The sequence below is a fragment of the Symbiopectobacterium sp. genome, from assembly GCF_051710365.1.
Taxonomy (GTDB): Bacteria; Pseudomonadota; Gammaproteobacteria; order Enterobacterales; family Enterobacteriaceae; genus Symbiopectobacterium.
Genome location: NZ_JBPETA010000032.1, coordinates 1 through 25,624, shown reverse-complemented (window position 1 = coordinate 25,624; position 25,624 = coordinate 1). Strand labels below are relative to the sequence as shown.

The following is a 25,624-nucleotide window of genomic DNA, read 5'->3' as shown; positions in this document are numbered from 1 at the left end:
GCCTTGTTATAGGAGGGCCAGTTAGTGATTTTAAAATTTTGTTTTGCCATGGAGACCTGATTTTGAAACAACTATGGTGATCTGTTCCGATGATTACCCAAACTTTCTATTTATTCAACAAAGCCACTTCGTGGTTAAACTGCCTGCGCCAATCTGCTATAAATCGCCTCACAATAATAGCCTCTTCCCCTTTGGGCTCGGTGCACCAAGCACGCTAGTCGACATCGTGTTGCAGCATTCGGCCTGAACGGCATTGAACAGGAATGACCGAGTGAGCTCGATACTTGCTGAAGATAATGACCTTGTCGTTGATGAAAACACCGCATTAAATCAGGACGTCCAGCGCTATTGGACGCGCCGTGCCGCCGAATATAGCCATATCAATGCCACCGAACTGGCGAATGCCAAGTGTGCCCGCTGGCTGAAAAAAATCATGGAATATGCCCCTGACGCCCCCTTGCTGCGTGTGTTGGATATTGGCACCGGTCCCGGTTTTTTTGCCGTGACGCTGGCGCTGGCTGGGCATCGGGTTACCGCTGTGGATATGACGGAGGCGATGCTCACCGAGGCTCGCGGCAATGCCGCGCATTACGGTGTTCACGTTGATTTTATCTCCGCAGATGTGCATGCGATGCCGCTGGCGGACAACCAGTTCGACCTGATCGTCACGCGCAATGTGACCTGGAATCTGGCCGAACCGCTGCGCGCCTACCGGGAGTGGCACCGTCTGCTGGCCCCCGGCGGTCTCCTGCTTAATTTTGATGCCAACTAGTATCTGCAACTGTTTGATGAATCCTCACGTCTCGGCTATTTGGACGATTGCGCCAATGCACGCTATCTCGGGCTGGATGACCACTACGTGAATACCGACACTAGCGCTATGGAGGCGATAGCACGCCAACTGCCGCTCAGCCGCGAGCACCGTCCTGAGTGGGATACCCAGGCGCTGCTTCAATGCGGCTACCATAAAATTATGCTGGATACCCGTGTGGGCGACACGTTGTGGGATGAGACCGAAAAGGTTAACTACGCCTCGACGCCGATGTTTATGGTGTGTGCAGAAAAATAGGGGCGTTGTATGCGAGCGATAGCAGGATTTTTTCTGGCAGCGCTGATGTTGCTGGGCATGGCAAGTGCGACGGCGCAAACGCCCACGACGCTTAATTATGCCAGCACCAAGGGCATTCGTGATATCAATCCGCATCTCTACAGCGGTGAGATGGCGGCGCAGAATATGGTCTTTGAGTCGCTGGTGGTGAACACCGACAGCGGTGTACAACCTTGGCTGGCGGACCGTTGGGTGATTTCACCGGATGGCAAAACCTACACCTTTCATCTGCGACAAGGCGTGACCTTCAGCGACGGCGAGCCGTTCAATGCTCAGGCGGTAAAACTGAACATCGATGCGGTGTTGGCTAATTATCAGCGCCACGCCTGGCTGGAACTGGTGCGGCAGATTGAGCGCGTTGAAGTCATTGATGATGCTACCGTAGCGTTGCATTTGCGTCATCCCTACTATCCGACCTTGGTGGAATTGGGGCTGACGCGGCCGTTTCGTTTTATCTCGCCGAAAAACTTTATCAACGGTCAAACCAAAGAGGGTGTGAGCGGTTATGCGGGCACGGTGCCCTGGCTGCTCAGCGAACAGGTAAAGAGTCAATATGCGGTTTTTACTGCAAATCCGCACTACTGGGGGAGCGCGCCAGCCTTGCAGCGCGTGGTCTGGCGGGTGATTCCTGACAGGCAAAGCATGTTGATGGCTTTCGAAAAGGGCGATATTCAGCTGATTTTTGGTGCTGATGGCGACATGCTGGACGGTGATAATTTTGCTGCGCTGCAAGCGGCAGGACGCTTTAAAACGCTGCTCAGTGCGCCTATCGCCTCGCGTGCTTTGGTGTTGAACAGCAGTCGCCCTGCGTTATCTGACAGGCAGGTGCGCATCGCATTGCAATATGCGGTGGACAAACAGGCGATCGCGCAAGGCGTGATGTCCGGCAGCGAAAGCGTGGCCGACACGCTGCTGGCACGCACGGTGCCTTACGCCAATATCGCCGATTTGCCGATGTATACCTTTGACAGCGCACGGGCAGCGGCGCTGCTGGATGCCGCAGGCTGGTTGCAGCCCAACGGCGCAGCGCAGCGAGAAAAGCAGGGTGTTCCGTTACGTCTGGTGTTCTCTTATAACAGCAATAATGCGGGCGAACGGCAGATTGCCGAGGTAGTGCAGAGCGATTTCAGGCAGATAGGTGTCACTGTCGATCTGTTGGGTGAGGAAAAACAGGCGTATCTGGATCGACAGAAGTCTGGCGATTTTGACATTCAGTACTCGCTTTCCTGGGGCACACCTTACGACCCGCAATCCTATGTCTCGTCGTTCCGTATACCGGCGCACGCGGATTATCAGGGACAAAAGGGGCTACCGAATAAAGCGGAGATCGATACTGCCATTGGCGCTGTGCTGATAGAGCCCGATGACGTGAAACGCCAGGCGCTGTATCGCCAGATATTTTTAACGCTGGCGCAGGAAGGGGTGTATATCCCGCTGACCTACTCGCGCACCAAAGCGGTGTTTAGTCCGGCGTTACAGGGGGTGTCCTTTAATCCTTCGCAGTACGAGATCACCTTTGAAAAGATGTACTTTCAATAGGTCTGGGCGAGCGTAATGGGGCGTTATGTGTTGCATCGGCTGCTGTTGATGGTGCCGCTGATGCTCCTGATTACCGTTGTCACGTTTTTGCTTATCCAATTATCGCCTTCCGATCCGGCGGAGGTGGCCTTACGCGTCAATATGATCGTTCCGACGCCGGAAGCTATTGCTGCGCTACGTCTGGAACTGGGGTTGGATGCGCCCTTGTGGCAGCAGTATCTGCACTGGTTGGCACGCTGAATTTGATTGGGGCATGTCGTTTGTGACGCGCACGGCGGTGAGCCATGAACTGGCGCAGGCGTTGCCCGCAACGCTGTGGCTAGCGGCAACGGCGCTGGCGATGATTGTGACGTTATCGCTGGCGATTGCTGCGCTGTGTGTGGTGAGCGCCGGGCGTTGGCCAGACAAACTGCTGCGCACGGGGCTGTTTTTTCTGACGGCGATGCCGAATTACTGGGTGGGGCTACTGTTGCTTTGGCTGCTGGCGGTGAAATGGCAGTGGCTGCCAGTGGGGGGCATTGATGCACTGGGGGCGGTTATCCTGCCTGCCTTAACGCTGGCATTGGGCTATCTGGGTACCTATGTACGCCTGCTGCGTGCCAATATGCTGGCACACTTACATCAACCCTATGTTGATTATGCGCGCGCGCGGTTTGAGTTCAGGCCGTATTCTGTGGCGTCATGTCCTGGTCAATGCTCTGTATTCGCCGTTGGTCGCGCTTGGCATGAGTATCCCGAAGCTGTTTGCCGGTACGCTGATTATTGAGAACATCTTTTCCTGGCCGGGGTTAGGGCGTCTGTGTGTTTCGGCGATTTTTCAGCGTGATTACCCGATCATTCAAGCCTATGTGTTGTTAATGGCGTTGCTGTTTGTGGTGGGCAATTTTCTCATCGATATCCTGCTGATGTGGCTCGATCCCCGTTTGCGTCGCGGGGTAGCGCTATGATTCGCCGCCTGTGGCGCGGTATGGCGCGCGATCCACTGGCGTTGCTCAGTCTGGTTTTTCTATTGGCAGTGATGGCGGCGGGCCTGTGGGCTCCCTGGCTTGCACCCCACGATCCGTTGCTGGTTTCCTGGCGCGATAAATATCACGGCATCAGTCTGAATTACCCGTTGGGGGCCGATCACCTTGGCCGCTGCGTCTTGTCGCGCTGTTGGCGATGGCCGTCACCATGTTGACGGGCACAGTGATCGGCATGCTGGCGGGTTACCTGCGCGGGCGGATTGACGCTGCACTGATGCGTTTGTGCGACCTGATGCTCTCTTTTCCCGGTGAGGTGATGATCTTTGCGCTGGTCGGCATTTTGGGGCCAGTGCTGCAAAATATCCTGCTGGCGGTGGTGCTGGTGAAGTGGGCGTGGTATGCCCGTATGGTGCGAGGCATTGCGCTTCAGTACAGCGATAAACACTATATCCACTATGCTCGCCTGCTGGGGGCTTCTCCCGGCTATTTGATACGGCGCCACCTGCTGCCCGTGACGGCGGCGGAACTTATCGTACTGGCAACAACGGACAGCGGTGCGGTTATCCTGCTGCTCTCGGCGCTTTCCTTTCTTGGGTTGGGCGTGCAGCCCCCTACCCCGGAGTGGGGGGCGATGCTGGGGGAAGCGAAAAACGTGATGATGGTGCATCCAGAACAGATGTTGCCTGCCGGAATCGCTATCGTGCTGGTGGTTGCTGCCTGCCAGTACCTCGGGGATAGCTTATGTGATGCACTGGATGTTACCGGCGGGGAGGAAGGCCGCGCAGTGTCTCCTGATGCGTGAAATAGCCGAAAAAATCCCCTACGCCGCACGCTCGATATCTGCCAGCGCCTTTTTCGGTTGAATCAGCGGAACACGCACTTCCACGCGAGTAAAGGTATCGGCTTCGCTCTCAACGGTAATGCCGTAGCGGTTGCCGTAGCGCGCCTTGATGCGGCGGTCGACCAGATTCATGCCTAAACCATCGCCCCCTGTCGGTGGCTGATAGGTGCCTGCATTATCCTCCACCGTCAGTTCCAGCGTGTTGGCGCGGTAGCGGCCGCTGATGTGGATATGACCGCTCTCTATCATCTGCGAAATACCGTGTTTAATGGCGTTTTCCACGATGGGTTGCAACGAGAACGCAGGCAAACGCGCATCCATCAGCTCTTCCGGCAGCGTAATCTCTACCGTCATGTGGTCAGCGAAACGTGCCTTCTCGATTTCCAGATAGGCGTTGACGTGTTCCATCTCATCGCGCAGCGACACTTCATCATTGCTGCGTTTCAGGTTTTTGCGAAAGAAGGTAGAAAGGGAGAGCACCAGTTGCCGTGCGTGGTCCGGGTTGCGTCGGATGACAGCGGAGGGCGTGTTGAACGCGTTAAACAGGAAGTGCGGGTTGACCTGCGCATGCAACAGCTTGATTTCCGACTGCGCCAGCAGCTGTTTTTGCTGATCGAACCCTTGGCGTAGCGCCCCTTCCGCGCGCGCGGCAATTTGCAGCGCCTTGGCAGAAAACGCCGAAGTGTATTTTTTGAAAATGGCGCGCCTGTCGAGCAGGATGCGCATAAACATGGCAGAGCCTACGGTATTGGTGATCATCATCGGCAACGCAATGTCTTTGACCAGTTCAACCGCGCTGTCGAACGGGCGTGCCAATAGCAGAATGATGATCATTTGCAGCAGTTCCGCGACCAGCGACGTCCGCCCCACCACCAGCGGCTGGAACAGCATATCGATACGGTTACGCCTCAGCAGATAACGGTGTAACAGGCCACCGATCAATCCTTCCGTAATGGTTGACACCATGCAGGCAAGCGCCGTCATTCCCCCCATGGAGTAACGGTGCAACCCGCCGGTCAAGCCGACCAGAAAACCAACCGATGGCCCGCCCAGCATCCCGCCCAGCACGGCACCGGTGGCGCGCGTATTGGCGATGGAATCATCAATGTGCAGGCCGAAATAGGTACCCATGATGCAAAACATGGAAAACACCAGATAGCACACCAGCTTGTGCGGCAAACGAATGGTGACCTGCATCAGCGGGATAAACAGCGGCGTTTTACTCAGCAAATAGGCAATCACCAGATAGACACACATCTGCTGGAGTAACGAGAGAATCAAATCGATTTGGCTGACCATGAAAAAAATACCTCACTGCGCATGCGAGGGGGGACATGCATCGTCAATTGTAACGCGAACGGTGGTGGATAAGCACGGACTGCGCAGAGAATTTGTACGTTTTTATGCCATTTTGGTCAGATTATCGCGCCATATTGCAAAAAGCATTGGGCAGACCGTGAAGAGAGGAAGAATAGAATTTTTAACAACTGTGTCATAACTTATTCATATAAAAAATAAAGGAAAATTTTAAGTTTCGGCCCGTGCTTTTTGTTTTATTGACTAGACTTATAAATAACGGCGTATGTGTTGTTGCCTTTTTCTTTGCGTGATTACACCTCATTAGGCTTTGTTGAATAATAGGTAATCATGCTGTTTTTCTATGCCAGTTTTGGTAGAAAATGCTTGTCATCTTAGGTGTACAGTTTTCTCATGAGGCCTAACTGCATGATTTTGCGTTGCGAGGATCCGTCGTTTCACTTGGCTGCCAGCATAAAATCTATTTATTCAACAAAGCCACCTCATTAGGGAATCTCGTGGATTTCCTATTAACATATTGTTTCTTTATATATTTATCCGAGGTGGTAAAAATACGATATCGGACTGATATTGTGTTTGCATAATAAATTCAATCGGTTAATTAGAGGATGGATGCCATGTCGGAATTATCCGGTGCGATCAACTCGCTGATTGCTGGTCACTACGCCGATCCTTTCTCCCTGTTGGGTATGCATGAAACTGAAAACGGGCTCGAAGTGCGCGCGCTGCTGCCTGATGCGCTGGACGTTTGGGTGCTGGATGGCGCGACCGGACGTAAAGTCGGGCAGTTGCCGCGCATTGACGATCGCGGTTTTTTCTGTGCAGCCCTGCCTCGTCGTAAACGTCCTTTTCATTACCAACTGGCCGTCACCTGGGCGCATGCCGCTTTGGTTATCGACGATCCCTATCGGTTTGGCACGCTGCTGGATGCAATGGATATCTGGCTGCTGGCGGAGGGAACTCACCTGCGCCCCTTCGAACGCCTCGGTGCGCATCTGGTGACGCTGGATGGTGTTGAAGGCACGCGGTTTGCGGTGTGGGCACCGAATGCGCGCCGGGTTTCCGTGGTGGGTGAGTTCAATTTCTGGGACGGACGCCGTCACCCGATGCGCTTGCTGCGTGAAAACGGCATCTGGGAGATTTTTCTGCCGGCGGTTGCCGGGCAGCTTTACAAATATGAAGTGGTCGATGTGCACGGCAATGTGCAGCTTAAAGCCGACCCTTACGCGTTTGAAGCGCAGATGCGCCCGGAAACCGCCTCCTGCGTGGTCCGGTTGCCGCCCAAAGTTGAGCCAAACGCACAGCGGCGACAGGCGAACAACTTCGATGCACCCATTTCAATTTATGAAGTCCATCTCGCGTCCTGGCGACGTCACACCGACAATAACTTTTGGCTGAGTTATCAGGATCTGGCAACCCAGTTGGCAGAATATGCCAACGAAATGGGGTTCACCCATATTGAGCTGCTGCCCATCAACGAACATCCGTTTGACGGTAGCTGGGGCTATCAGCCGCTCGGCCTGTATGCGCCGACGCGACGTTTTGGTACGCCGCAGGATTTCCGCTGTTTTGTCGACACCCTGCACGAGGCGGGCATTAATGTGCTGCTGGATTGGGTGCCGGGGCATTTCCCGACCGATGCCTATGGTTTGGCGCAGTTTGATGGCACCGCCTTGTATGAATATGCCGACCCGAAAGAGGGTTTTCATCAAGATTGGAACACCCTGATTTATAACTACGGTCGCCATGAGGTGCGTAACTATCTGGCGGGTAATGCGCTGTTTTGGATGGAACATTACGGCATCGACGGTCTGCGGGTGGATGCGGTCGCCTCAATGATTTATCGCGACTACAGCCGGGCGCAGGGCGAATGGGTGCCCAATTATTACGGTGGCAAAGAGAATCTCGAAGCCATCGCCTTTCTGCGTTACACCAACAACGTGCTGGGACATGCGCGTCCCGATGCCATCACCGTGGCCGAAGAATCCACCGACTATCCGGGGGTGACGTTGCCGCCGGGCTGTAACGGCTTAGGTTTCCATTACAAGTGGAACATGGGCTGGATGCACGACACGCTGAGCTATATGCAGCAGGATCCGGTGCATCGCAAGTATCACCACGACAAGATGACGTTTGGCATGCTCTACGCTTACAGCGAGAATTTTATTCTGCCGCTGTCACACGATGAGGTGGTGCACGGCAAGCGTTCACTGCTCGATCGTATGCCGTGCGATGTGTGGCAAAAATTTGCCAATCTGCGCGCTTATTACGGCTTTATGTGGGCATTTCCCGGTAAAAAACTGCTGTTTATGGGCGGCGAGTTCGCGCAGGGGCGGGAGTGGAATCACGATACCAGCCTGGACTGGCATCTGCTGGATGAACCGGAAGGATGGCACCGTGGTGTACAGCAGTTGGTGAAGGATTTGAACCACTGCTACCGCGCCCAGCCGCCGCTGTATCAACTGGATTTTCAACCGGAAGGCTTCGAATGGCGGGTGGTGGATGACCGGGAAAACTCGGTGTTCGCCTTTGTGCGCCGCGACAGACAAGGCAATGAAGTGATGGTGGTCAGCAATTTTACCCCGGTGCCACGCCAAGGTTACCGCATCGGTATCAATCAGCCAGGGCGTTGGTGCGAAATTCTCAATACCGACTCCTGGCATTATCACGGTAGCAATCTGGGTAACGGTGGTGGGCTGGAGAGCGAGGCCATCGGCAGCCACGGCCGTGCCCATTCGCTGGTATTGACGCTGCCGCCGCTCGCGACGCTTTATCTGGCGAAGAAGGTGCCATGATCGCACTGCTACCGGGCAAGCCCGCGTCATTGGGTGCCAGCGTCGATCAACAGGGCATTAATTTTGCGCTGTTTTCCGCCCATGCCGAGCGGGTAGAACTGTGTCTGTTTGATGCCCATCAGCAAGAACACCGCTTCACTCTGCCATCCCGTACAGGAGATATCTGGCACGGCTATTTGCCGCTAACAGAGCAGGAGCCCACTGCGCGCCCCGGACTACGCTATGGCTACCGCGTCTATGGCCCCTTCGCGCCGCAACAGGGTCATCGCTTTAACCCGAATAAGCTACTGCTCGATCCCTGTGCCCGTCAGTTAGATGGCTGGGTGGTTGATGACGAGAGTCTACAGGGTGGTGTTGATACGCCAGACGAGCGAGACAGCGCTCAGGTGATGCCAAAAGCCGTGGTGGTGGATGAAAGCTACGACTGGGACGATGACGCTCCGCCAGCCACCCCGTGGGGCGAGAGCGTGATCTATGAGGCTCACGTGCGTGGCTTGACTCAGCTACATCCCCGAGATCCCCGCCGAATTACGCGGGACCTACAGCGGTGTGGCACACCCGGCCATGATCAACCGCCTGAAAAATCTGGGTATCACCGCCATTGAACTGCTGCCAGTGCAGCAGCACGCCGATGAGCCGCGCTTGCAGAAACTCGGGCTGCGTAACTACTGGGGCTACAACGTGCTGTTGCCGTTTGCCGTTGAAACCAGCCTGGCGGCGCGTGATGACGCGCTTAATGAATTCCGCGATATGGTCAAGGCGCTGCACCGTGCGGGTATCGAAGTGATCCTTGATGTGGTGTTTAACCATTCGGCAGAGCTGGATGTTGAAGGGCCGACGCTGTCGCTGCGCGGCATCGACAACCAGAGCTATTACTGGCTGACCGAACAGGGCGAATACCACAACTGGACTGGCTGCGGTAACGCGCTGCGTCTCAATCATCCTGCGGTGATTGACTGGGTGATGCAGTCCCTGATTTTCTGGCGCGAAGTATGTCATGTGGATGGCTTCCGTTTCGATCTGGCCACCGTTTTGGGCAGAACACCAGCGTTTGATCCCGCCGCGCCATTGCTCACCGCGCTGCGTGAGGAGCCGCGTTTGCACGGCGTAAAACTGATTGCCGAACCTTGGGATATCGGCGACGGTGGCTATCAGCTCGGGCGTTTCCCCGCCCCCTTTGCCGAGTGGAGCGATCGCTACCGCGACGATATGCGCCGCTTCTGGCTGTGCGGCGATATTTCTCTGGGCGGTTTCGCCCGCCGCTTTGCCGCGTCGAGCGATATCTTTCAGCACCCTCCTCGTTTACCGCATGTGTCGGTAAACAAGCTCACCGCGCACGACGGCTTCACGCTGCGCGATCTGGTCAGCTTCAACCACAAGCACAACCACGCCAACGGGGAAGATAACCGCGACGGCACAGACAGCAATTTCAGCAACAACCACGGCACCGAAGGGTTGGAAGCGGATGAGGCCACGCTGGCACGCCGTGCCGCCAGCCAACGGGCGTTGCTGACGACATTGCTGCTGTCGCAGGGCACGCCCATGCTGCTGGCGGGGGATGAGCAGGGGCACAGCCAGCAGGGGCATAACAACGCCTACTGTCAGGATAACGACCTGACCTGGCTTAACTGGGAAACGGCGGATAACGCCTTGAGTGCTTTTACCGCCGGGCTGATTCGGCTGCGACGCGCCATCCCGGCGTTACAGCAGGATGCCTGGTGGCAAGATGGAGATGGCCGTGTGCAGTGGCTGAACGAACGGGCGCAGCCGCTCACGCCGTCGGCCTGGGAGCAGGGAGAGTGCCGTTTACAAATCGTCCTGTCGTCTGATTGGTTACTGCTGATTAATGCGAGCGCGTCGCCGTGCGAGATGTCGCTGTCCGCAGGAGATTGGCTGGTGTCGCCGCCGTTCGAGGCCTCGAAAGCGCTGCGCGGCGGGTTTTGGCAAGGGAATGCCCAATCGGTGTGTGTCTGTACACGCCGCAGTAAGGAGTAGGCCATGGTAAATCATGGTAAATAATGAGAAGCATGATCCCTTGATGCTCGCACGGCAGCTTCCACTGAAATCAGTGGCGCTGATTCTGGCAGGCGGGCGCGGCTCGCGCCTGAAAGACCTGACCGCGCTGCGCGCCAAGCCCGCCGTCCATTTTGGCGGCAAATTCCGTATCATCGATTTCGCCCTCTCGAACTGTCTGAATTCGGGGATTCGCCGCATTGGCGTGATTACCCAATATCAATCCCACACGCTAGTGCAGCACATTCAGCGTGGCTGGTCTTTCCTCAATGCTGAGATGAATGAATTTGTCGATCTGCTGCCTGCGCAACAGCGGCAGGAGACCGATCACTGGTATCGCGGCACGGCGGATGCCGTCTGTCAAAACCTCGACATCATTCGACGCTATCGTGCGGAATACGTGGTGATTCTGGCGGGCGATCACATCTACAAAATGGACTATTCGCGCTTGCTCATCGATCACGTCGACAAACAGGCGCAGTGCACCGTGGCGTGTTTGCCAGTGCCGCTCAAAGAAGCGAACGCATTCGGCATCATGAGCGTGGATAAGCAGCGGCGCATTTTGAGCTTCGACGAGAAGCCGGAACAGCCCACACCGATGCTGGATGACCCAGAAATGGCGCTCGCCAGCATGGGGATCTATGTTTTTAATGCGGACTACCTTTATCGGTTATTGCAAGAGGACGTCAACCAACCGGGCTCTTCACACGATTTCGGCAAAGATCTGATCCCGAAAATTGTCGCGCAGCGCGATGCCTGGGCGCATCCGTTCTCGCTCTCCTGCGTCACCTCGGGTCAGGATGATTGCCATTACTGGCGCTATGTGGGAACGCTTGAGGCCTATTGGCGGGCTAACCTCGATTTGGCCTCGGTCACGCCAGAGTTGGATATGTACGACAGAAACTGGCCAATACGTTCTGCCATGGAGCAACTGCCACCGGCCAAGTTCGTACAGGACCGCTCGGGCAGCCACGGTATGACCATGAATTCGCTGGTATCCGGCGGTTGTATCGTGTCGGGATCGGTGGTGACGCATTCGGTGCTGTTTCCCCGCGTGCGGGTGAACTCATTTTGCAGCATCGATTCGTCCGTGTTGCTGCCGGATGTGAACGTGGGGCGTTCGTGCCGCCTGCGGCGCTGCGTCATCGACCGTGCGTGTGTTCTGCCGGAGGGGACGGTGATCGGTGAAAATGCCGCTGAAGACAGCCGCCGTTTTTACCGCTCGGAAGAGGGGATTGTGCTGGTGACACGCGCCATGTTGGCGAAGCTGTAGTTCAAGAGGCTGTCGTTCACGATGATGTGGTGCATGACATCGCAGGTGAGGGGAACGTGGGAGTAAGAATGCGGGTATTACATGTATGTTCAGAGCTGTTTCCGCTGCTGAAAACCGGCGGATTAGCGGACGTTGCTGGGGCGTTGCCAGCAGCGCAAATCGAAGCCGGGCTGGATGTGCGTGTTATTCTGCCCGCCTTTCCCGATCTGAAAAAAGGTGTAGCCAATCTGCAAACAGTGTGTGAGCTGGATACCTTTGCCGGACGCATGGCGCTGCTTTATGGCCACTTCAACGGCGTAGGCATTTACCTGATCGATGTGCCGGAACTGTATGAACGTGCGGGCAGTCCATACCACGATCCAGCGCTGTATGCCTATGCGGACAATTACCTGCGTTTCGCCCTGCTGGGATGGGTGGGGTGTGAAATGGCCTGCGGGCTCGATCCCTACTGGCGGCCCGAGGTGGTACACGCTCATGACTGGCACGCGGGGTTAACCTGCGCCTATCTGGCGGCGCGCCATCGTCCGGCGAAATCGGTATTTACTGTGCACAATCTGGCGTTTCAGGGGTTGTTCCATGCCCGTCATATGGCAGATATTCAACTGCAGGGTGATTTCTTCCAGGTGTACGGCCTGGAGTTTTACGGGCAGATCTCCTACCTCAAGGCCGGGCTGTATTATGCCGATCACGTCACCACCGTCAGCCCGACCTATGCTCACGAAATCACCTTGCCTGAATTTGGCTATGGGATGGAAGGGCTGCTGCGTACGCGGGAAGAGGAGGGACGGTTATCGGGCATTCTTAATGGTGTTGATGATGCCATCTGGAGTCCGGCGCACGATGCGCTGCTGTCGCACCCCTACGCCCGTGAAACGCTGGTCAATAAGGCGCATAACAAGCGCCAACTGCAAATCTCCATGGGATTGACCGTGGATGAGAAAATCCCGGTGTTTGCCATCGTCAGCCGCCTGACGCATCAAAAAGGATTAGATTTGGTGCTGGAGGCGGTGCCGGAGCTGTTGGAGCACGGGGCGCAATTGGTGGTACTGGGCGCAGGTGATGCTGATTTGCAGGAAGGGTTCCTGGCGGCGGCAGCAGAATATCCCGGCCAGGTTGGAGTCCAAATCGGCTATCACGAAGCGTTTTCACACCGCATTATTGGCGGCGCTGATGTCATCATGGTGCCCAGCCGTTTTGAGCCCTGTGGGCTAACGCAGTTGTATGGGTTGAAGTACGGTACGCTGCCGCTGGTGCGTCATACCGGCGGTTTGGCGGACACCGTTGCGGATTGCTCGCTGGAGAATCTGGCTGATGGTCTTGCCACCGGTTTTTCCTTCAGCGATTGCAATGTCGGCGCGCTTTCCCGAGCGATTCGCCGAGTGTTTGTGTTGTGGTCTCGTCCCACGCTGTGGCGTTATGTGCAACGTCAGGCGATGGCGATGGACTTTAGCTGGCAGGTAGCTGCGCAGGCATATCGTGCACTTTACCAGCGCTTATGACCCTAAATAATTCGAGTTGCAGGAAGGCGGCAAGTGAAGGACAAATTTGTCTGGAACAAATTTGAACAGCGCCTGCGCTGGCCCGTAGGGTTAACCTCAGGGATGAGGTTCATTCATCCCGATGAGCTTACACAGGTAAGTGACTCGGGTGAGTGAACGCAGCCAACGTACTTGCAACTTGAAGTATGACGGGTATAGCCGTGCGTTGCATGGTGAGGACAACATGCAGGGGCGTTAGCGATCTCGGTCAAACAACGCTTGTCGTAACACTCATGATTGGGAATAAACGTAATGAACTCTCCGTTTATCTACAACTCACCCACGCTCAGCGTGGACGCGCTAAAGCATTCCATTGCCTATAAGTTGATGTTCAGCATAGGTAAAGATCCCTCTATCGCCAACAAGCACGAGTGGCTGAACGCCACGCTGCTCGCGGTGCGCGACCGCATGGTGGAGCGCTGGCTGCGCTCCAACCGGGCGCAGCTCTCGCAGGATGTGCGACAGGTCTACTATCTCTCGATGGAGTTCCTGCTGGGCCGAACGCTGTCGAATGCGCTGCTGGCGATAGGGCTGTACGAGGATCTGAAGCAGGCTCTGGACGACATGGGGCTGGATCTGGATGAGCTGATCGAGGAAGAGAACGATCCCGGGCTGGGCAACGGTGGCCTCGGGCGTTTGGCGGCCTGCTTCCTGGATTCGCTGGCGACGATGGCGCTGCCCGGCCGTGGTTATGGCATTCGCTATGAATACGGTATGTTTGCGCAAAAGATTGTCAACGGTCAGCAGGCGGAATCCCCGGACTATTGGCTGGAATACGGTAACGCCTGGGAATTCCCGCGTCACAGTACGCGCTATACGGTGCGTTTCGGCGGGCGCGTACAGCAGGAAGGGAGCAAGGCGCGCTGGGTGGAAACCGAAGAGATCATTGCCAGTGCCTATGACCAGATAATCCCTGGCTACGACACGGATGCGACCAACACGCTGCGGCTGTGGAGCGCGCAGGCCAGCAGTGAAATCAATCTGGGCAAGTTCAATCAGGGTGACTACTTTGCTGCGGTGGAGGACAAAAACCACTCGGAGAATGTGTCGCGGGTGCTTTATCCCGATGATTCAACCTACTCCGGTCGCGAGTTGCGCCTGCGTCAGGAGTATTTTCTGGTGTCTGCCACGGTGCAGGATATCCTCAGCCGTCACTGGATGATGCACAACACCTATGACAACCTGGCGGATAAATTTGCCATTCACCTCAACGATACCCATCCGGTGTTGGCGATCCCCGAGCTGATGCGCTTGCTGATCGATGAACACAAATTCAAATGGCTGGATGCCTGGCAGGTGGTGACGAGCGTCTTCTCTTACACTAACCATACGCTGATGCAGGAAGCGCTGGAAACCTGGCCGGTAGACATGCTGGGCAAGATTTTGCCGCGCCATCTGCAACTGATTTTTGAAATCAACGAGCGCTTTCTCGAAGAAGTGCAAAAGAAATTCCCGAAAGATAACGATCTGCTGGCGCGCGTTTCCATCATTGATGAAACCAACGGCCGCCGGGTGCGCATGGCCTGGTTGGCGGTGGTCGCCAGTCACAAGGTGAACGGTGTATCGGAGCTGCACTCCGATTTGATGGTGCAGTCACTGTTTGCTGATTTTGCGCGCATCTATACCGGTCGCTTCTGCAACAAGACCAACGGTGTCACGCCGCGACGCTGGCTGGTGCTGGCGAACCCGTCGCTGTCGAAAGTGCTGGATGACGCGATTGGTAAAAACTGGCGTACCAACCTCATCCAGTTGGAAGATATCAAGCCGCAGGCGGATTTCCCGGCGTTTGTGCAGAAGGTGCGCAAGGCGAAGCTGGCGAACAAACAACGTCTGGCGGAGTACGTGGCTGAGCATCTGGATGTGGTGATCGATCCTGAGGCGTTGTTCGATGTGCAGATCAAGCGCATTCATGAGTACAAACGGCAACTGCTTAATCTGTTGCACATTATCACGCTGTATAACCGCATTAAGGATGAACCCAAGGCCAAGCGTGTGCCGCGCGTGGCGATTTTAGCGGGCAAAGCGGCGTCGGCGTACTACATGGCGAAGCACATCATCAACCTGATCAACGATGTGGCGGCGGTGATCAACCACGATCCTGACATGCATGACAAGCTGAAGGTGGTGTTTATTCCCAACTACAGTGTCAGTCTGGCGCAGATCATCATTCCTGCGGCCGATCTGTCTGAGCAGATCTCGCTGGCGGGGACCGAAGCCTCCGGCACCAGTAACATGAAATTTGCGCTCAATGGGGCACTGACCATCGGTACGCTCGATGGGGCCAACGTGGAAATGTTGGAGCACATTGGCGAAGAGAAAATGTTTATTTTTGGCAACACCACGGAACAGGTAGAGGCACTGCGTAAGAACGGCTACAACCCGCGTGAAATTTACGAGAAGGACGAGGAGCTACGCCGGGTGCTGACGCAGATTGCCACCGGGGTTTTCAGCCCGAACGATCCAAGACGCTACGGCGATCTGTTCGATTCGTTGGTGAATTTTGGCGACCGTTGGCAACTGTTGGCGGATTATCGCAGCTATGTCGATACCCATGACAGAGTGGACGACCTCTATCGCACACCGGAAGAATGGACGCGCAGGAGCATCCTCAATATCGCCAATATGGGTAACTTCTCATCTGACCGCACCATTCAGGAGTATGCCGACGATATCTGGGATATCAAACCGATACGGTTGTAACGGTGATGGGGGAGAACTGAAATGATGCTTTCCCCCACATCGTCCTCGGCTTCCCCCACGTCATCCTCGGCGAAAGCCGGGGATCTCTTGCAGAAAGAACGCGTTTCCTCTGTAGGAGATTCCCGCTTTCGCGGGAATGACGGAGAGAACGCAGGAATGACAGATGGAGAGCGAGATCACCCGTGTGATTACTCCCCAGTACCGTAATACAGTTTCCCGATTTTAATCAGCGGTCTGCCCTGCGATTTGCGGTGCAGATTGCTGTCGCGCAGGGAATAAACGCAACCGCAGTATTCTTGCTGATAAAATTGCTCTCGCTTGCTGATCTCTATCATGCGCGCAGAGCCGCCCCCTTTACGCCAGTTGTAATCCCAGTACACCATACCCGGATAATGCGAGGCGGCCCGCTGGCCGCAGTCATTAATTTGCTGCATGTTTTTCCAGCGCGAGATGCCGAGCGAACTGCTGATCACCGTAAAGCCATTTTCCGCGGCATAGAGTGCGGTGCGCTCGAAGCGCATATCAAAGCACATGGTGCAACGCACGCCGCGCTCCGGTTCCCACTCCATTCCTTTTGCCCGTTTGAACCAGTTATCCATGTCGTAATCGGCATCGATAAAGGGCACCCCATGCTTCTGGGCGAAGCGAATATTCTCTTCCTTGCGGATGAGATACTCCTTCTGCGGATGAATATTGGGGTTGTAGAAGAAAATGGTGTAGTGAAGCCCGGATGCCTGAATGGCTTCCATCACTTCCCCTGAACACGGCGCGCAGCATGAATGCAGCAGGAGTTTGTCCGCCCCGTTGGGGAGCGTCAGTATCGGGCGTTTCAAAGCTGTGCTGGTCATATATTCTGTTATGTGGCTGGCTACACTTGCCTGAAGTGTAGCATTGCAAATATGTGGCTGGCTACACTTGCCTGAAGTGTAGCATTGCAAATATGTGGCTGGCTACACTTGCCTGAAGTGTAGCATTGCAAACGCGCAGGGTGGCTAACTGCCTCACCCGGTGCGTTTTCTTGCAATATCAGTGCGCGTTTTTTGCGCAAGGCGATTTTCATGATCTGTCTCATTTCCTATGTAAATTCCCCCCCCCCCCTTTTTCTGGGGAAATCGGTAGAATTTCCGGCCCTGATAATCCCCTGAGTTGAAGAGTTAACCGTGTCCACAAGCCTGATTGTTCCTGAACGCCATCTGTTTTCTTACTCACGCTACTGGGCCGAATGCTACGGCACTGCGCCATTTTTGCCCATGAGCCGCGCAGAGATGGATGAACTGGGCTGGGACAGCTGCGACATTGTGCTGGTGACAGGAGATGCCTATGTGGACCATCCCAGCTTTGGCATGGCGATCGTTGGCAGGATGCTGGAGTCGCAGGGATTTCGGGTTGGGATTATTGCCCAGCCGGACTGGACGCAGAAGAACGACTTTATGCGTCTGGGCAAGCCGAACCTGTTTTACGGCGTGACGGCGGGCAATATGGACTCGATGATCAACCATTACACCGCCGATCGTAAAGCGCGCCATGATGATGCGTATACGCCAGATAATATTGCAGGTAAGCGCCCGGATCGTGCCACGCTGGTCTATACCCAGCGCTGCAAGGAAGCCTTTAGTGATGTGCCGGTGGTGCTGGGCGGCATTGAAGCCAGCCTGCGCCGCATCGCCCATTACGACTATTGGTCAGACAAGGTGCGTCGTTCGGTGCTGGTGGATGCCAAAGCCGATTTGCTGATCTACGGCAACGGCGAGCGGCCGCTGGTGGAAGTTGCACACCGCCTGGCGGCGGGAGAGCCCATTAGTTCGATTGTGGATGTGCGCAATACCGCCGTGCTGCGTAAAACTGCGCTGCCCGGTTGGACAGGGGTGGATTCCACGCGTTTGGATAGCCCCGGTCGCATCGAACCTATTCTTAATCCCTACGGCGAAGACTTGCCCTGCGTCGCGCATACGGTAAAAGGTTCCACCAGCGGCAAGCCCATCACCGTACGGGCGCACAAGCCAAAGCCGTGGGAAAAAACCTATGTGCTGTTGCCCTCGTTTGAGAAGGTGAAAAACGACAAGGTCATGTACGCGCACGCTTCGCGCATCCTGCACCACGAAACCAACCCGGGCAGTGCGCGTGCGCTGATGCAAAAACATGGCGATCGCTATGTGTGGATTAATCCACCGGCCATTCCATTGCAAACGGATGAGATGGACGCGGTCTATGCCTTACCGTATCAACGGGTGCCGCACCCCTCCTATGGATCATCGCGCATCCCGGCCTACGACATGATTCGCTTTTCTATCAACATCATGCGCGGCTGTTTTGGCGGATGTGCGTTCTGCTCGATCACCGAGCACGAAGGACGCATCATTCAAAGTCGTTCGCAAGAGTCGATTGTGCAGGAGATTGAAGCGGTCCGTGACGAAGTACCGGGATTTACCGGCATTATCTCCGATCTGGGCGGACCTACGGCCAACATGTACATGCTGCGCTGCCAGTCACCCAAAGCGGAGCAAACCTGTCGCCGCGCGTCTTGCGTCTACCCAGAAATTTGCGCACACATGGATACCAACCATGAGCCGACCATCCAGCTCTATCGCCGTGCTCGCGCCCTGAAAGGCGTCAAGAAGGTGCTGATCGCTTCTGGGGTACGCTACGATCTGGCGGTGGAAGATCCACGCTATATCAAGGAATTGGCCGAGCATCACGTGGGCGGTTACTTGAAGATTGCGCCAGAACACACGGAGCAGGGGCCGTTATCGAAGATGATGAAGCCCGGCATGGGCAGCTACCACCGTTTCAAAGAGCTGTTTGACACCTATTCGCGTCAGGCGGGCAAAGAGCAATATCTGATCCCGTACTTTATTTCTGCTCACCCGATTTACGGGGGAAGGGCGGCGGCCAGCGGTGAAGAAAAATGTTGGAAAAGCAAGCAATAAGCAGGGGCAGTCCGGCAAGCGATGAGTGAGCGGTCGCCTCACGCTTGTGTCACGGCCTGATAAAGCCACTGTAACCGGACGCGCAGAAACTGTACGGACTGGTGCTTACGTGACAGCAGGGTTTCCACAGGGACGCCGGTCTCCTGCGCCAGTTGTTTGAAGCTGTAGCCCTGCAACTCGGTTTTCTCAAAGGCTTCTCGTTGCAGCGCTGGCATCTCTTCCAGCGCTGCCGCCAGCTCTTCCCACACCAGTTGGTACAGATAGGCATCTTCTGCGCTGTCAGGCGGGCTGAACAGAATATCGGCCAGTTCATCGCCTTCCGGCCAGCTCTCCGTTGCCATTTCCGTGAGCGATATGTCGTGCGGCTTGCGCGAGCGAGCGATCAACTCGTTGCGCGCAGCGCGAAATAGCCAGGCAGAAACATGCTCTATCGGATCGAGGTAGCTGTCGGCTTTGAGCAGCCGATAGCTGATTTCCTGAAAGATATCTTCCGCTTCAGCCGCGCTGCGCGTACGTCGAGAGATAAACGCACGCAGTCGTCGTTGACAGGCTTCAAGCGCGGTGAGCAGAACGTTTTGCCTTTGCATGGTGTCAGCCATTACTCCGTTTTTCTGCTTTGGTCGGCGGGTTTGTCGCTTGGCACCGGTGCGTCATCCTGACTGTCATGACACGCCTGATGCCTACCACGACGGTGCGCGAAAGGGCCGTGATGAAAATGGTGACCGCAGTGCTCCCCGTGTGGGCCAAATCCCCGCTGGTGGAAAAAGGCGTCACGCTGTTCCTGACCCATGGCTAACCAACGTTCACGCATTTCGCGCCCATGGCGGCCAAAAAATCCCCGATAGCCTATGCCACCAAACAGTATCTTACACAGGATCAGCAGCCCCAGTGCCTGGAAAAAGCCAATGCTTTGGACGCCAAAAATGGCGGGCAGCAAGGCATTCCACAGCAGCATTACCAGTGTGGCAATCGCCACAACCGCCAGCAGCCCAATACCCAGCATTTTAAATTTACGATCTTGCATGTCATCTACTCCGTGTTGTTCTGATAGTGAAGTAGACGAATCAGGCAGAGAAATATTTGCATCAGGCGGCAAATTTTTTAAAAAAAGGGGATGGAGCCAGAAGCGGTGCGTTGAAATAGCGGCGTGATACCGCTACTGAGAGAGCATTAGCCGTTGACGCAGTCGGCGGGAGTGAGGCGTTGATTTTCTGTGTTATCCGCGAGCGGTTCTATCTTGCCGTGCTCTGTCAGACGGTAGGGGACACCAGCAACAATGCCGTTTTCTCCTTCATAGACGGTGACAAAACGCAGGCGTTTGCCGTCATGGTAGCTGAGTGCTGCACAGCCACCGACGCCCAGCGTGAACTGTTGCACGCTGCCACTAGAGCAAAACACGCTGTCGGCACCGCTGATCTGTAGCGTGACGTTATCGCCGCTGTTGGTGATGCGACTGCCCGCTCCCTGCGTGTGGATATGACTGTCATCGCCGGCATTCGCCACGCGCGTTGAGGCGCCTTGGCTGGCGAGGTAATTGCGTCTGCCGCTGCTGGTGATGTGGGTGCCACGACCGGCGCTGCTGATTTTTGTAGCATTGCCGCAGTTGGCAATGCGCGCGATCGCCCAGCGCGCTGATGCGGCAGTTCTGCCCCGTATTGCTAATTTTGGCGGCAAAGCCGCTGCTCACCAACTGGCAGCCGTAGCCTGCGCTGGCGATGCTGCCGTTATCACCGGATTGACCGATAAAGTTGCCGTTGCCGGTGGCGGCCAGATTGCTTTGAAAGCCGGAGCAGCCGATATTCAAAGCGTGATCGCCGCTGGCAAATTGCAAGGTACTCGACAGCATTGGCGTGAAGCGGCCACTGGCGTGGCCGCGCGGGGTAATGTGCAACTGCTCTGCCTGACTGTGTGTCAGCTGCGCTGCCAGGGTTCGCGCACTGCCTATCTCCTGTTCGAGAAACGGCCGTGCGCCAAAGTTGTGCGCGTAGGCATAATCCACCAGACTTTCCAGCCAGGCGCTGCGGCCATCGCCAATCAGCGCCTCGTGAATCGCCTGATAGCTGCCGCCCGTTGGAAAACGTTGCAGGAACCAGCGATACAAGTCGCGGCTAACGTGCAGCGCGCGCAACTGTTCACGCGTTATGTGCGGTTCTCCGTGGGTCGGCATCATGGGTGCTCCGTTAGTGCCTGTGGTAGCCATCGACCATACTGCGGAAGGTCTGGGTCGGCGTGCGCCCTGTGGTGCACAGATAGAGATGCCCACAGATAAAGAACACGCTGAGTACCGCCAGCATAAAATGCACCGGCAGCAGCCAGGCTTTCACCAAGACCCATCCGGCGGGCAGCCACAGCGGGTTATGCAACAATACGCCTGAGAGCAGCAGTAGCGGCACCAGACTGTACATCACCCCTAGGTAAGCCACCTGCTGTAGCAGGTTGAACTTGGCGCGCGGTGTGGCCGGGAACGGATGGTCTTCACCTTTGATAATGCCGTAAAGATAAAAGCGCACTTGCAGAAAAGCCCGCTGGCCCCATCCCTGTCGCTCGATAACGTAGTGGTGCCCGTTGCCACCCAGCGCGTTAATCAGCACAAACGCCAGCCAGCACACCAGCAACAGATAGCCGCATAGGCTGTGCAGCGACACCAGCAGCGCGGTATCGTGCGCGCCGAGCAGTGCAAAGTGGTTGATAAAACCGCTCGCCAGTAACAGGATAAACAGCAGCGCGTTGCTCCAGTGCCACAAACGTACCGCCCGCGAGTAGAGATACACCTTCTCCTCGTGTCCGGCAGCATGTGGCGCGGCGAAGCGATAACGCAGGAAACCGTGCAGCGCCAACACGCCCAGCATGCCGACAAACGCCACGCCGGCCAGGATCAGCCAGATAGGCTAATAGTCGGGGGTGTAGAGATAAACATACTGATACAGCTGGGACTGAAATTGCTCAGCGTTAGGCATGATATTCATACGTTCACCTTCTTCACTTCATGGGGGCCCGGCCGACGATAGAGGTGCGGTTTGCCTACATTTGGCAACTGATACTCATAGTAGTCGTGTGTTTTCAGCCAGTTCTGCACCACGTCACTGTCCTCCCGTCCAAAAATCAGGGCATTTTGCGGGCAGGCACTGACACAAATGGGCGGGAATCCTTTCATCAGACGCGATTCCAGACAGAAGTCGCATTTATCCGCCACATGGGTAACGGGGGTTCAGGTAGCGCACCTGATACGGGCACGCGGAGATGCAGTAGCTGCACCCAATGCACTTGGGCTTATCCACCCGCACGATCCCGTTGCTGTCGTCGCGGTAGGACGCGCCCGTCGGGCAGACGGTAATGCACGGTGCATCTTCGCACTTCTGGCAAGAGTGACGGAAAAAGTGATAGGTATTACCGGACTCAGGCGGCGTCATCGCAATGTACGCAATGTTCATGCGCGCCGCGCCGGTAGGTACCTTATTGACCTTATGACAGGCAACGGTACAGATATTACAGCCGTTGCACTTCACTTCATCATGGATCATGGCATAGCGCACGAGGGCGCCTTTTTCCGCTTTACCCAATGCCGAGAAAACCGGTGCGCTGAAAAAAATCACCGACCCCATGCCGAGGACAAATTTACGGCGTGAGCATGTCATCTTCCATGCCTCCCAGAAAGTACGTTATTCATTGTGATCCACGCATACCGGGCGCGCGGGCTAGGGGTTCTCATATTGTTCCACCTCAATCCATTCACAGAGCCCTTGGGCTTTGCCGACACTCATGTAGCGGTCGCTGTACAGATAGATGGCACCGTTGGAGGCTTCCACTTGGTGAATATCCTGATAAGCCTCGGTGTCGGCGAGAAAGCGCAACGTGCTTGCTATCTTGTCGTCATCAAATCCATACGGGTGCAGCGCCAACATGCCGACCTTGAACGGACGCGGATAGGTCTCGCACTCAAAGCGGACGGTCTGCGCCAACGTAGCGCAGGCGTCCTGCTCGTGCGTGAAGATCAAAATCCGCGCGTAGTTATGGCTCATGTAACGGTCGGAGTAGTAGAAACAGGTGTCCTGCTGCGCTATCTCAACGATATCGCTGCCTTGTTCTTCGGCACGAATCTGCATCAACAAGACATCCAGCTCCTCTTCGGTTAACGCGTAGGGCGGCGCTAACAGTTCGCGCCGATCCACAACCGTGCCGTTGGCAGAGCAGCCACGCAGGTAATCCGCCAGAACGAGGTAAGGGGCTTTGGGCGCTTCCTCTGTCGGTGCGGTTTCCTGCGCTGTCGGTGCATCGCGCAATGCGCCGCTTAACGGCAGCAACAACCTGCGTCGGCGCATATCTGGTGCATCGCTGTCTGCAACGTCCTCTGCGGCGGCAAGCGCCGCATCCGGCAATTCATCAGGAGGCGTTGTTTGGTTATCCACAACAGTTTTCATGATTGATGCCTTGTACTCAGGCCGGCAACAGGTTGTGCGCTGCCAAATCGTCTGCTACCTCTTTCAGGTCAAGACGTTCCAAAACGGCACGCGTCGGACAACCCAGTTCAGGGTCCCAGCCCATGGCACTGTAGAACATCGTCAACGATTTCTGCACGTCCTCGCGATCCATCTTGTCTGTGCCTTCGCTGAACGCAGGCAGTTTCGGGTCCTTATCGAACACCCAGTCACAGATCTGATCGTGTTTACGGCGCATATCCATGGTGTTCATCAGCTTCACGGTGTAGGCGCGGTGTAACGTGAAGATACGCTCTGCCGCCAGATCGAGGCTGGCTTCGGTGGTATCTTCGCCGGTCACAGCAGCAAAGAATTTCGCTTCCATTGCCAGATCGCCGCGGTAGTTCCGGCTTTTGTGCGGTGATGCCGTCATCGGCCACACCCAGTTACACAGCGTCACGGCATCGTGCAGGCAGCTTCTCAGCAGCGTCCACTTGGCGTAATCAATCTTGTAGCGGTTGATCGGGGTGTAGTTTTTGGTTTCGTCAAAAGCGTCAGCAGAGCCGAACAGCTCAGCGGCGATCTCTTTTTGCAGCTTGAGCGGCAGGCCGCTGCCAATGTAGTTAATGTGGGTGTGAGTCATGGCATCACGGTTGAACATGCAGTTGACGATCGTCCCCACCTGCGCCGAAGCTTCGTTGGCATGGTGCACCGGGAAGCCCATGGGCGACCACAGCTTGTTTTTGGCGTAATTCCAATATTCTGGTCCCAGATTCCAGCGCTCCGCGATGAAATAGGATCCGTCGGACAAATGGCTGAACTCGCCAATGCGGTGGGCCAGGCGATGATAGATATCCTTGATAAAGTTCGGATCGCCTTCTTCCATCAACTTCCAGGGAATAGATTCATACTCTTCGGCGGGCAATACGCGTTTGAACACGCCGTGGGTATGGCAGTAGGTGAAGTCCCGGTGCAATTGACCGTAGTTACACCACAATCCCATGTCGTCGAAGATGCTCAGACCGACCAGGTTTCCGACCACGTTGCCATCGCCTTTTTCAGCGATATCTTTGGGGCCGTTGGGGAAGATGGTGGTGTGCACAAAGTTGGCTACGCAGGTGTTGCCGCCGGTGGTCGGTCCGCCAAACTGCTTGGCCTGCGGCACGTTAAGCTGCGACATACAGCGGATTGGGCAGGAGTGACATCCGCCCATTTTCACCGTGTATTTTTCCGCTGCTGGCCCCAGATCGAAGGTGGATTTCATGGTGCGGAAACCGACGGTGTTCTGGTTGCACGGCGGGATTTCGGGTCTGAATATTCAGCCCATGCCTGCGGCGTGCTCGGGACAACGTGGTTATTGTTGGCACCGATAAGCTGCGTCATCATGTATTCGTTGAGCGCTTTGAGTTCTTCGCGGTTAGCGACGTTAACGCCGTGGCTACCCCACACCGCGATGGCTTTGAGGTTTTTGGAACCGAGTACGGCACCTACGCCCGCGCCACCGCTGTGGTTGCGGCTGTTAAGAATGCCGGAGAGCGGCACCAGATTTTCCCCCGCCGGGCCGATAGCCGCGACGCAGGTTTCTTCACTGGTGGCGCGACAAATTTCTTCGGTGGTGGCTCGCGTGCCTTTTCCCCACAGGAAAGCGGCATTTTCAATTTTGACTTCATCGTTATGAATATTAATCCAGACCGGTTTTTCCGCTTTGCCTTCAATAATAATGGCGTCGTAGCCCGCATATTTCATGTAGGCGGCAAAGAACCCCCCCATATGCGCATCAACAACCAGATGGCCCCGGGTAAAGGTCGACAGTGAGGTAATATTGACGCGTGAACTGCACGGTGCGCCGGAACCGGTCAGCGGCCCGACGGCGAAAACGACTTTATTGCCCTCATCGAAAGGTTTTGTTCCGGCTGGCACCTCGTCGTACATGATTTTATAGCCAAAGCCCATTCCGCCAACCATCTTTTTATATTGGCTGGAATCCTCTTTGCTGATGGTGCCGGTGCTCAAGTTGATACGTAATATATTACCTGTCCAACCGTTAATCATAATTTTTCTTCCTGCGTGGCTTTGTTGAATAAATCAGAACTTGTAACGACTGTGCCCCATCGGGTCGATTGTTACGTGATGCGAATACTGTTCGGCATTCCTAATAGCGTGATCCGGTTAAGCGCTTTGACCATCGCCATG

The 25,624-nt window shown here is 55.7% G+C and carries 15 protein-coding genes and 8 pseudogenes; 12 read left to right on the top strand and 11 right to left on the bottom strand.

Annotation, left to right across the window (positions count from 1 at the left end):
• The first annotated feature begins 271 nt into the window (after window positions 1-271).
• From ACTBDZ_RS05020 to ACTBDZ_RS04995, 6 genes and pseudogenes are all read left to right on the top strand, one after another.
• A complete protein-coding gene (locus ACTBDZ_RS05020) occupies window positions 272-772 on the top strand; it encodes a class I SAM-dependent methyltransferase (RefSeq protein WP_438814483.1) in 501 nt (166 codons plus the stop codon).
• 39 nt (window positions 773-811) lie between these two features.
• Window positions 812-1,069, top strand: coding sequence for a hypothetical protein (locus ACTBDZ_RS05015; protein ID WP_438814482.1), 258 nt, complete (start codon window positions 812-814; stop codon window positions 1,067-1,069).
• A 45-nt stretch (window positions 1,070-1,114) separates the two neighbouring features.
• A complete protein-coding gene (gene nikA, locus ACTBDZ_RS05010) occupies window positions 1,115-2,647 on the top strand; it encodes a nickel ABC transporter substrate-binding protein (protein WP_438814485.1) in 1,533 nt (510 codons plus the stop codon).
• Window positions 2,648-2,662: 15 nt separating this feature from the next.
• A complete protein-coding gene (locus ACTBDZ_RS05005) occupies window positions 2,663-2,887 on the top strand; it encodes a hypothetical protein (RefSeq protein WP_438814481.1) in 225 nt (74 codons plus the stop codon).
• Window positions 2,844-3,594, top strand: a pseudogene (locus tag ACTBDZ_RS05000) (ABC transporter permease). The gene ACTBDZ_RS05005 and the pseudogene ACTBDZ_RS05000 overlap by 44 nt, the downstream one beginning before the upstream one ends.
• Window positions 3,591-4,414 (top strand): annotated as a pseudogene (locus tag ACTBDZ_RS04995) (ABC transporter permease). Before ACTBDZ_RS05000 ends, ACTBDZ_RS04995 begins: the two co-directional pseudogenes overlap by 4 nt.
• 18 nt (window positions 4,415-4,432) lie before the next feature.
• On the opposite strand, the gene ACTBDZ_RS04990 reads toward ACTBDZ_RS04995, so the two are convergent.
• Window positions 4,433-5,710: a LytS/YhcK type 5TM receptor domain-containing protein gene (locus ACTBDZ_RS04990; protein WP_438814484.1), complete on the bottom strand. Its 1,278-nt coding sequence runs from the start codon at window positions 5,708-5,710 to the stop codon at window positions 4,433-4,435.
• A 677-nt stretch (window positions 5,711-6,387) separates the two neighbouring features.
• Here ACTBDZ_RS04990 and glgB point away from each other — a divergent pair.
• The 5 genes and pseudogenes from glgB to glgP all read left to right on the top strand — a co-directional run bounded on the left by glgB (window position 6,388) and on the right by glgP (window position 16,089).
• A complete protein-coding gene (gene glgB, locus ACTBDZ_RS04985) occupies window positions 6,388-8,565 on the top strand; it encodes a 1,4-alpha-glucan branching enzyme (RefSeq protein WP_438814480.1) in 2,178 nt (725 codons plus the stop codon).
• Window positions 8,562-10,560, top strand: a pseudogene (glgX, locus tag ACTBDZ_RS04980) (glycogen debranching protein GlgX). The gene glgB and the pseudogene glgX overlap by 4 nt, the downstream one beginning before the upstream one ends.
• A 13-nt stretch (window positions 10,561-10,573) precedes the next feature.
• Window positions 10,574-11,851: a glucose-1-phosphate adenylyltransferase gene (glgC, locus tag ACTBDZ_RS04975; RefSeq protein WP_438814479.1), complete on the top strand. Its 1,278-nt coding sequence runs from the start codon at window positions 10,574-10,576 to the stop codon at window positions 11,849-11,851.
• Window positions 11,852-11,919: 68 nt separating this feature from the next.
• On the top strand, window positions 11,920-13,350 hold the full coding sequence (glgA, locus tag ACTBDZ_RS04970; RefSeq protein WP_438814478.1) for a glycogen synthase GlgA: 1,431 nt from the start codon (window positions 11,920-11,922) through the stop codon (window positions 13,348-13,350).
• Window positions 13,351-13,641: 291 nt separating this feature from the next.
• Window positions 13,642-16,089, top strand: coding sequence for a glycogen phosphorylase (glgP, locus tag ACTBDZ_RS04965; protein ID WP_438814477.1), 2,448 nt, complete (start codon window positions 13,642-13,644; stop codon window positions 16,087-16,089).
• 188 nt (window positions 16,090-16,277) lie between these two features.
• Here glgP and ACTBDZ_RS04960 read toward each other — a convergent pair whose 3' ends face one another.
• Window positions 16,278-16,937, bottom strand: a complete 660-nt coding sequence (locus ACTBDZ_RS04960) for an epoxyqueuosine reductase QueH (RefSeq protein ID WP_438814476.1) — start codon at window positions 16,935-16,937, stop codon at window positions 16,278-16,280.
• Between the two features lie 312 nt (window positions 16,938-17,249).
• Between ACTBDZ_RS04960 and ACTBDZ_RS04955 the strand changes: the two are divergent.
• Window positions 17,250-18,956, top strand: a pseudogene (locus ACTBDZ_RS04955) (YgiQ family radical SAM protein); the annotation flags it as partial.
• 98 nt (window positions 18,957-19,054) lie between these two features.
• Here the strand turns inward: ACTBDZ_RS04955 and ACTBDZ_RS04950 are convergent.
• The 9 genes and pseudogenes from ACTBDZ_RS04950 to ACTBDZ_RS04910 all read right to left on the bottom strand — a co-directional run.
• Window positions 19,055-19,603, bottom strand: coding sequence for an RNA polymerase sigma factor (locus tag ACTBDZ_RS04950; protein ID WP_438814475.1), 549 nt, complete (start codon window positions 19,601-19,603; stop codon window positions 19,055-19,057).
• Between the two features lie 11 nt (window positions 19,604-19,614).
• Window positions 19,615-20,040 carry a hypothetical protein gene (locus tag ACTBDZ_RS04945; protein ID WP_438814474.1) on the bottom strand — a complete coding sequence of 142 codons (426 nt, stop codon included), beginning with the start codon at window positions 20,038-20,040 and terminating at the stop codon, window positions 19,615-19,617.
• Window positions 20,041-20,186: 146 nt separating this feature from the next.
• Window positions 20,187-20,519, bottom strand: coding sequence for a hypothetical protein (locus ACTBDZ_RS04940; protein ID WP_438814473.1), 333 nt, complete (start codon window positions 20,517-20,519; stop codon window positions 20,187-20,189).
• Window positions 20,500-21,186, bottom strand: coding sequence for a hypothetical protein (locus ACTBDZ_RS04935; protein ID WP_438814472.1), 687 nt, complete (start codon window positions 21,184-21,186; stop codon window positions 20,500-20,502). The genes ACTBDZ_RS04940 and ACTBDZ_RS04935 overlap by 20 nt, the downstream gene beginning before the upstream one ends.
• 10 nt (window positions 21,187-21,196) lie before the next feature.
• A pseudogene (phsC, locus tag ACTBDZ_RS04930) lies at window positions 21,197-21,982 on the bottom strand (thiosulfate reductase cytochrome B subunit).
• Window positions 21,979-22,651, bottom strand: a pseudogene (locus ACTBDZ_RS04925) (4Fe-4S dicluster domain-containing protein). The pseudogenes phsC and ACTBDZ_RS04925 overlap by 4 nt, the downstream one beginning before the upstream one ends.
• Window positions 22,652-22,711: 60 nt before the next feature.
• Window positions 22,712-23,434, bottom strand: a complete 723-nt coding sequence (locus tag ACTBDZ_RS04920) for a YdhW family putative oxidoreductase system protein (RefSeq protein WP_438814471.1) — start codon at window positions 23,432-23,434, stop codon at window positions 22,712-22,714.
• Between the two features lie 16 nt (window positions 23,435-23,450).
• Window positions 23,451-25,483 (bottom strand): annotated as a pseudogene (locus ACTBDZ_RS04915) (aldehyde ferredoxin oxidoreductase).
• Between the two features lie 71 nt (window positions 25,484-25,554).
• A pseudogene (locus ACTBDZ_RS04910) lies at window positions 25,555-25,624 on the bottom strand (surface-adhesin E family protein); the annotation flags it as partial.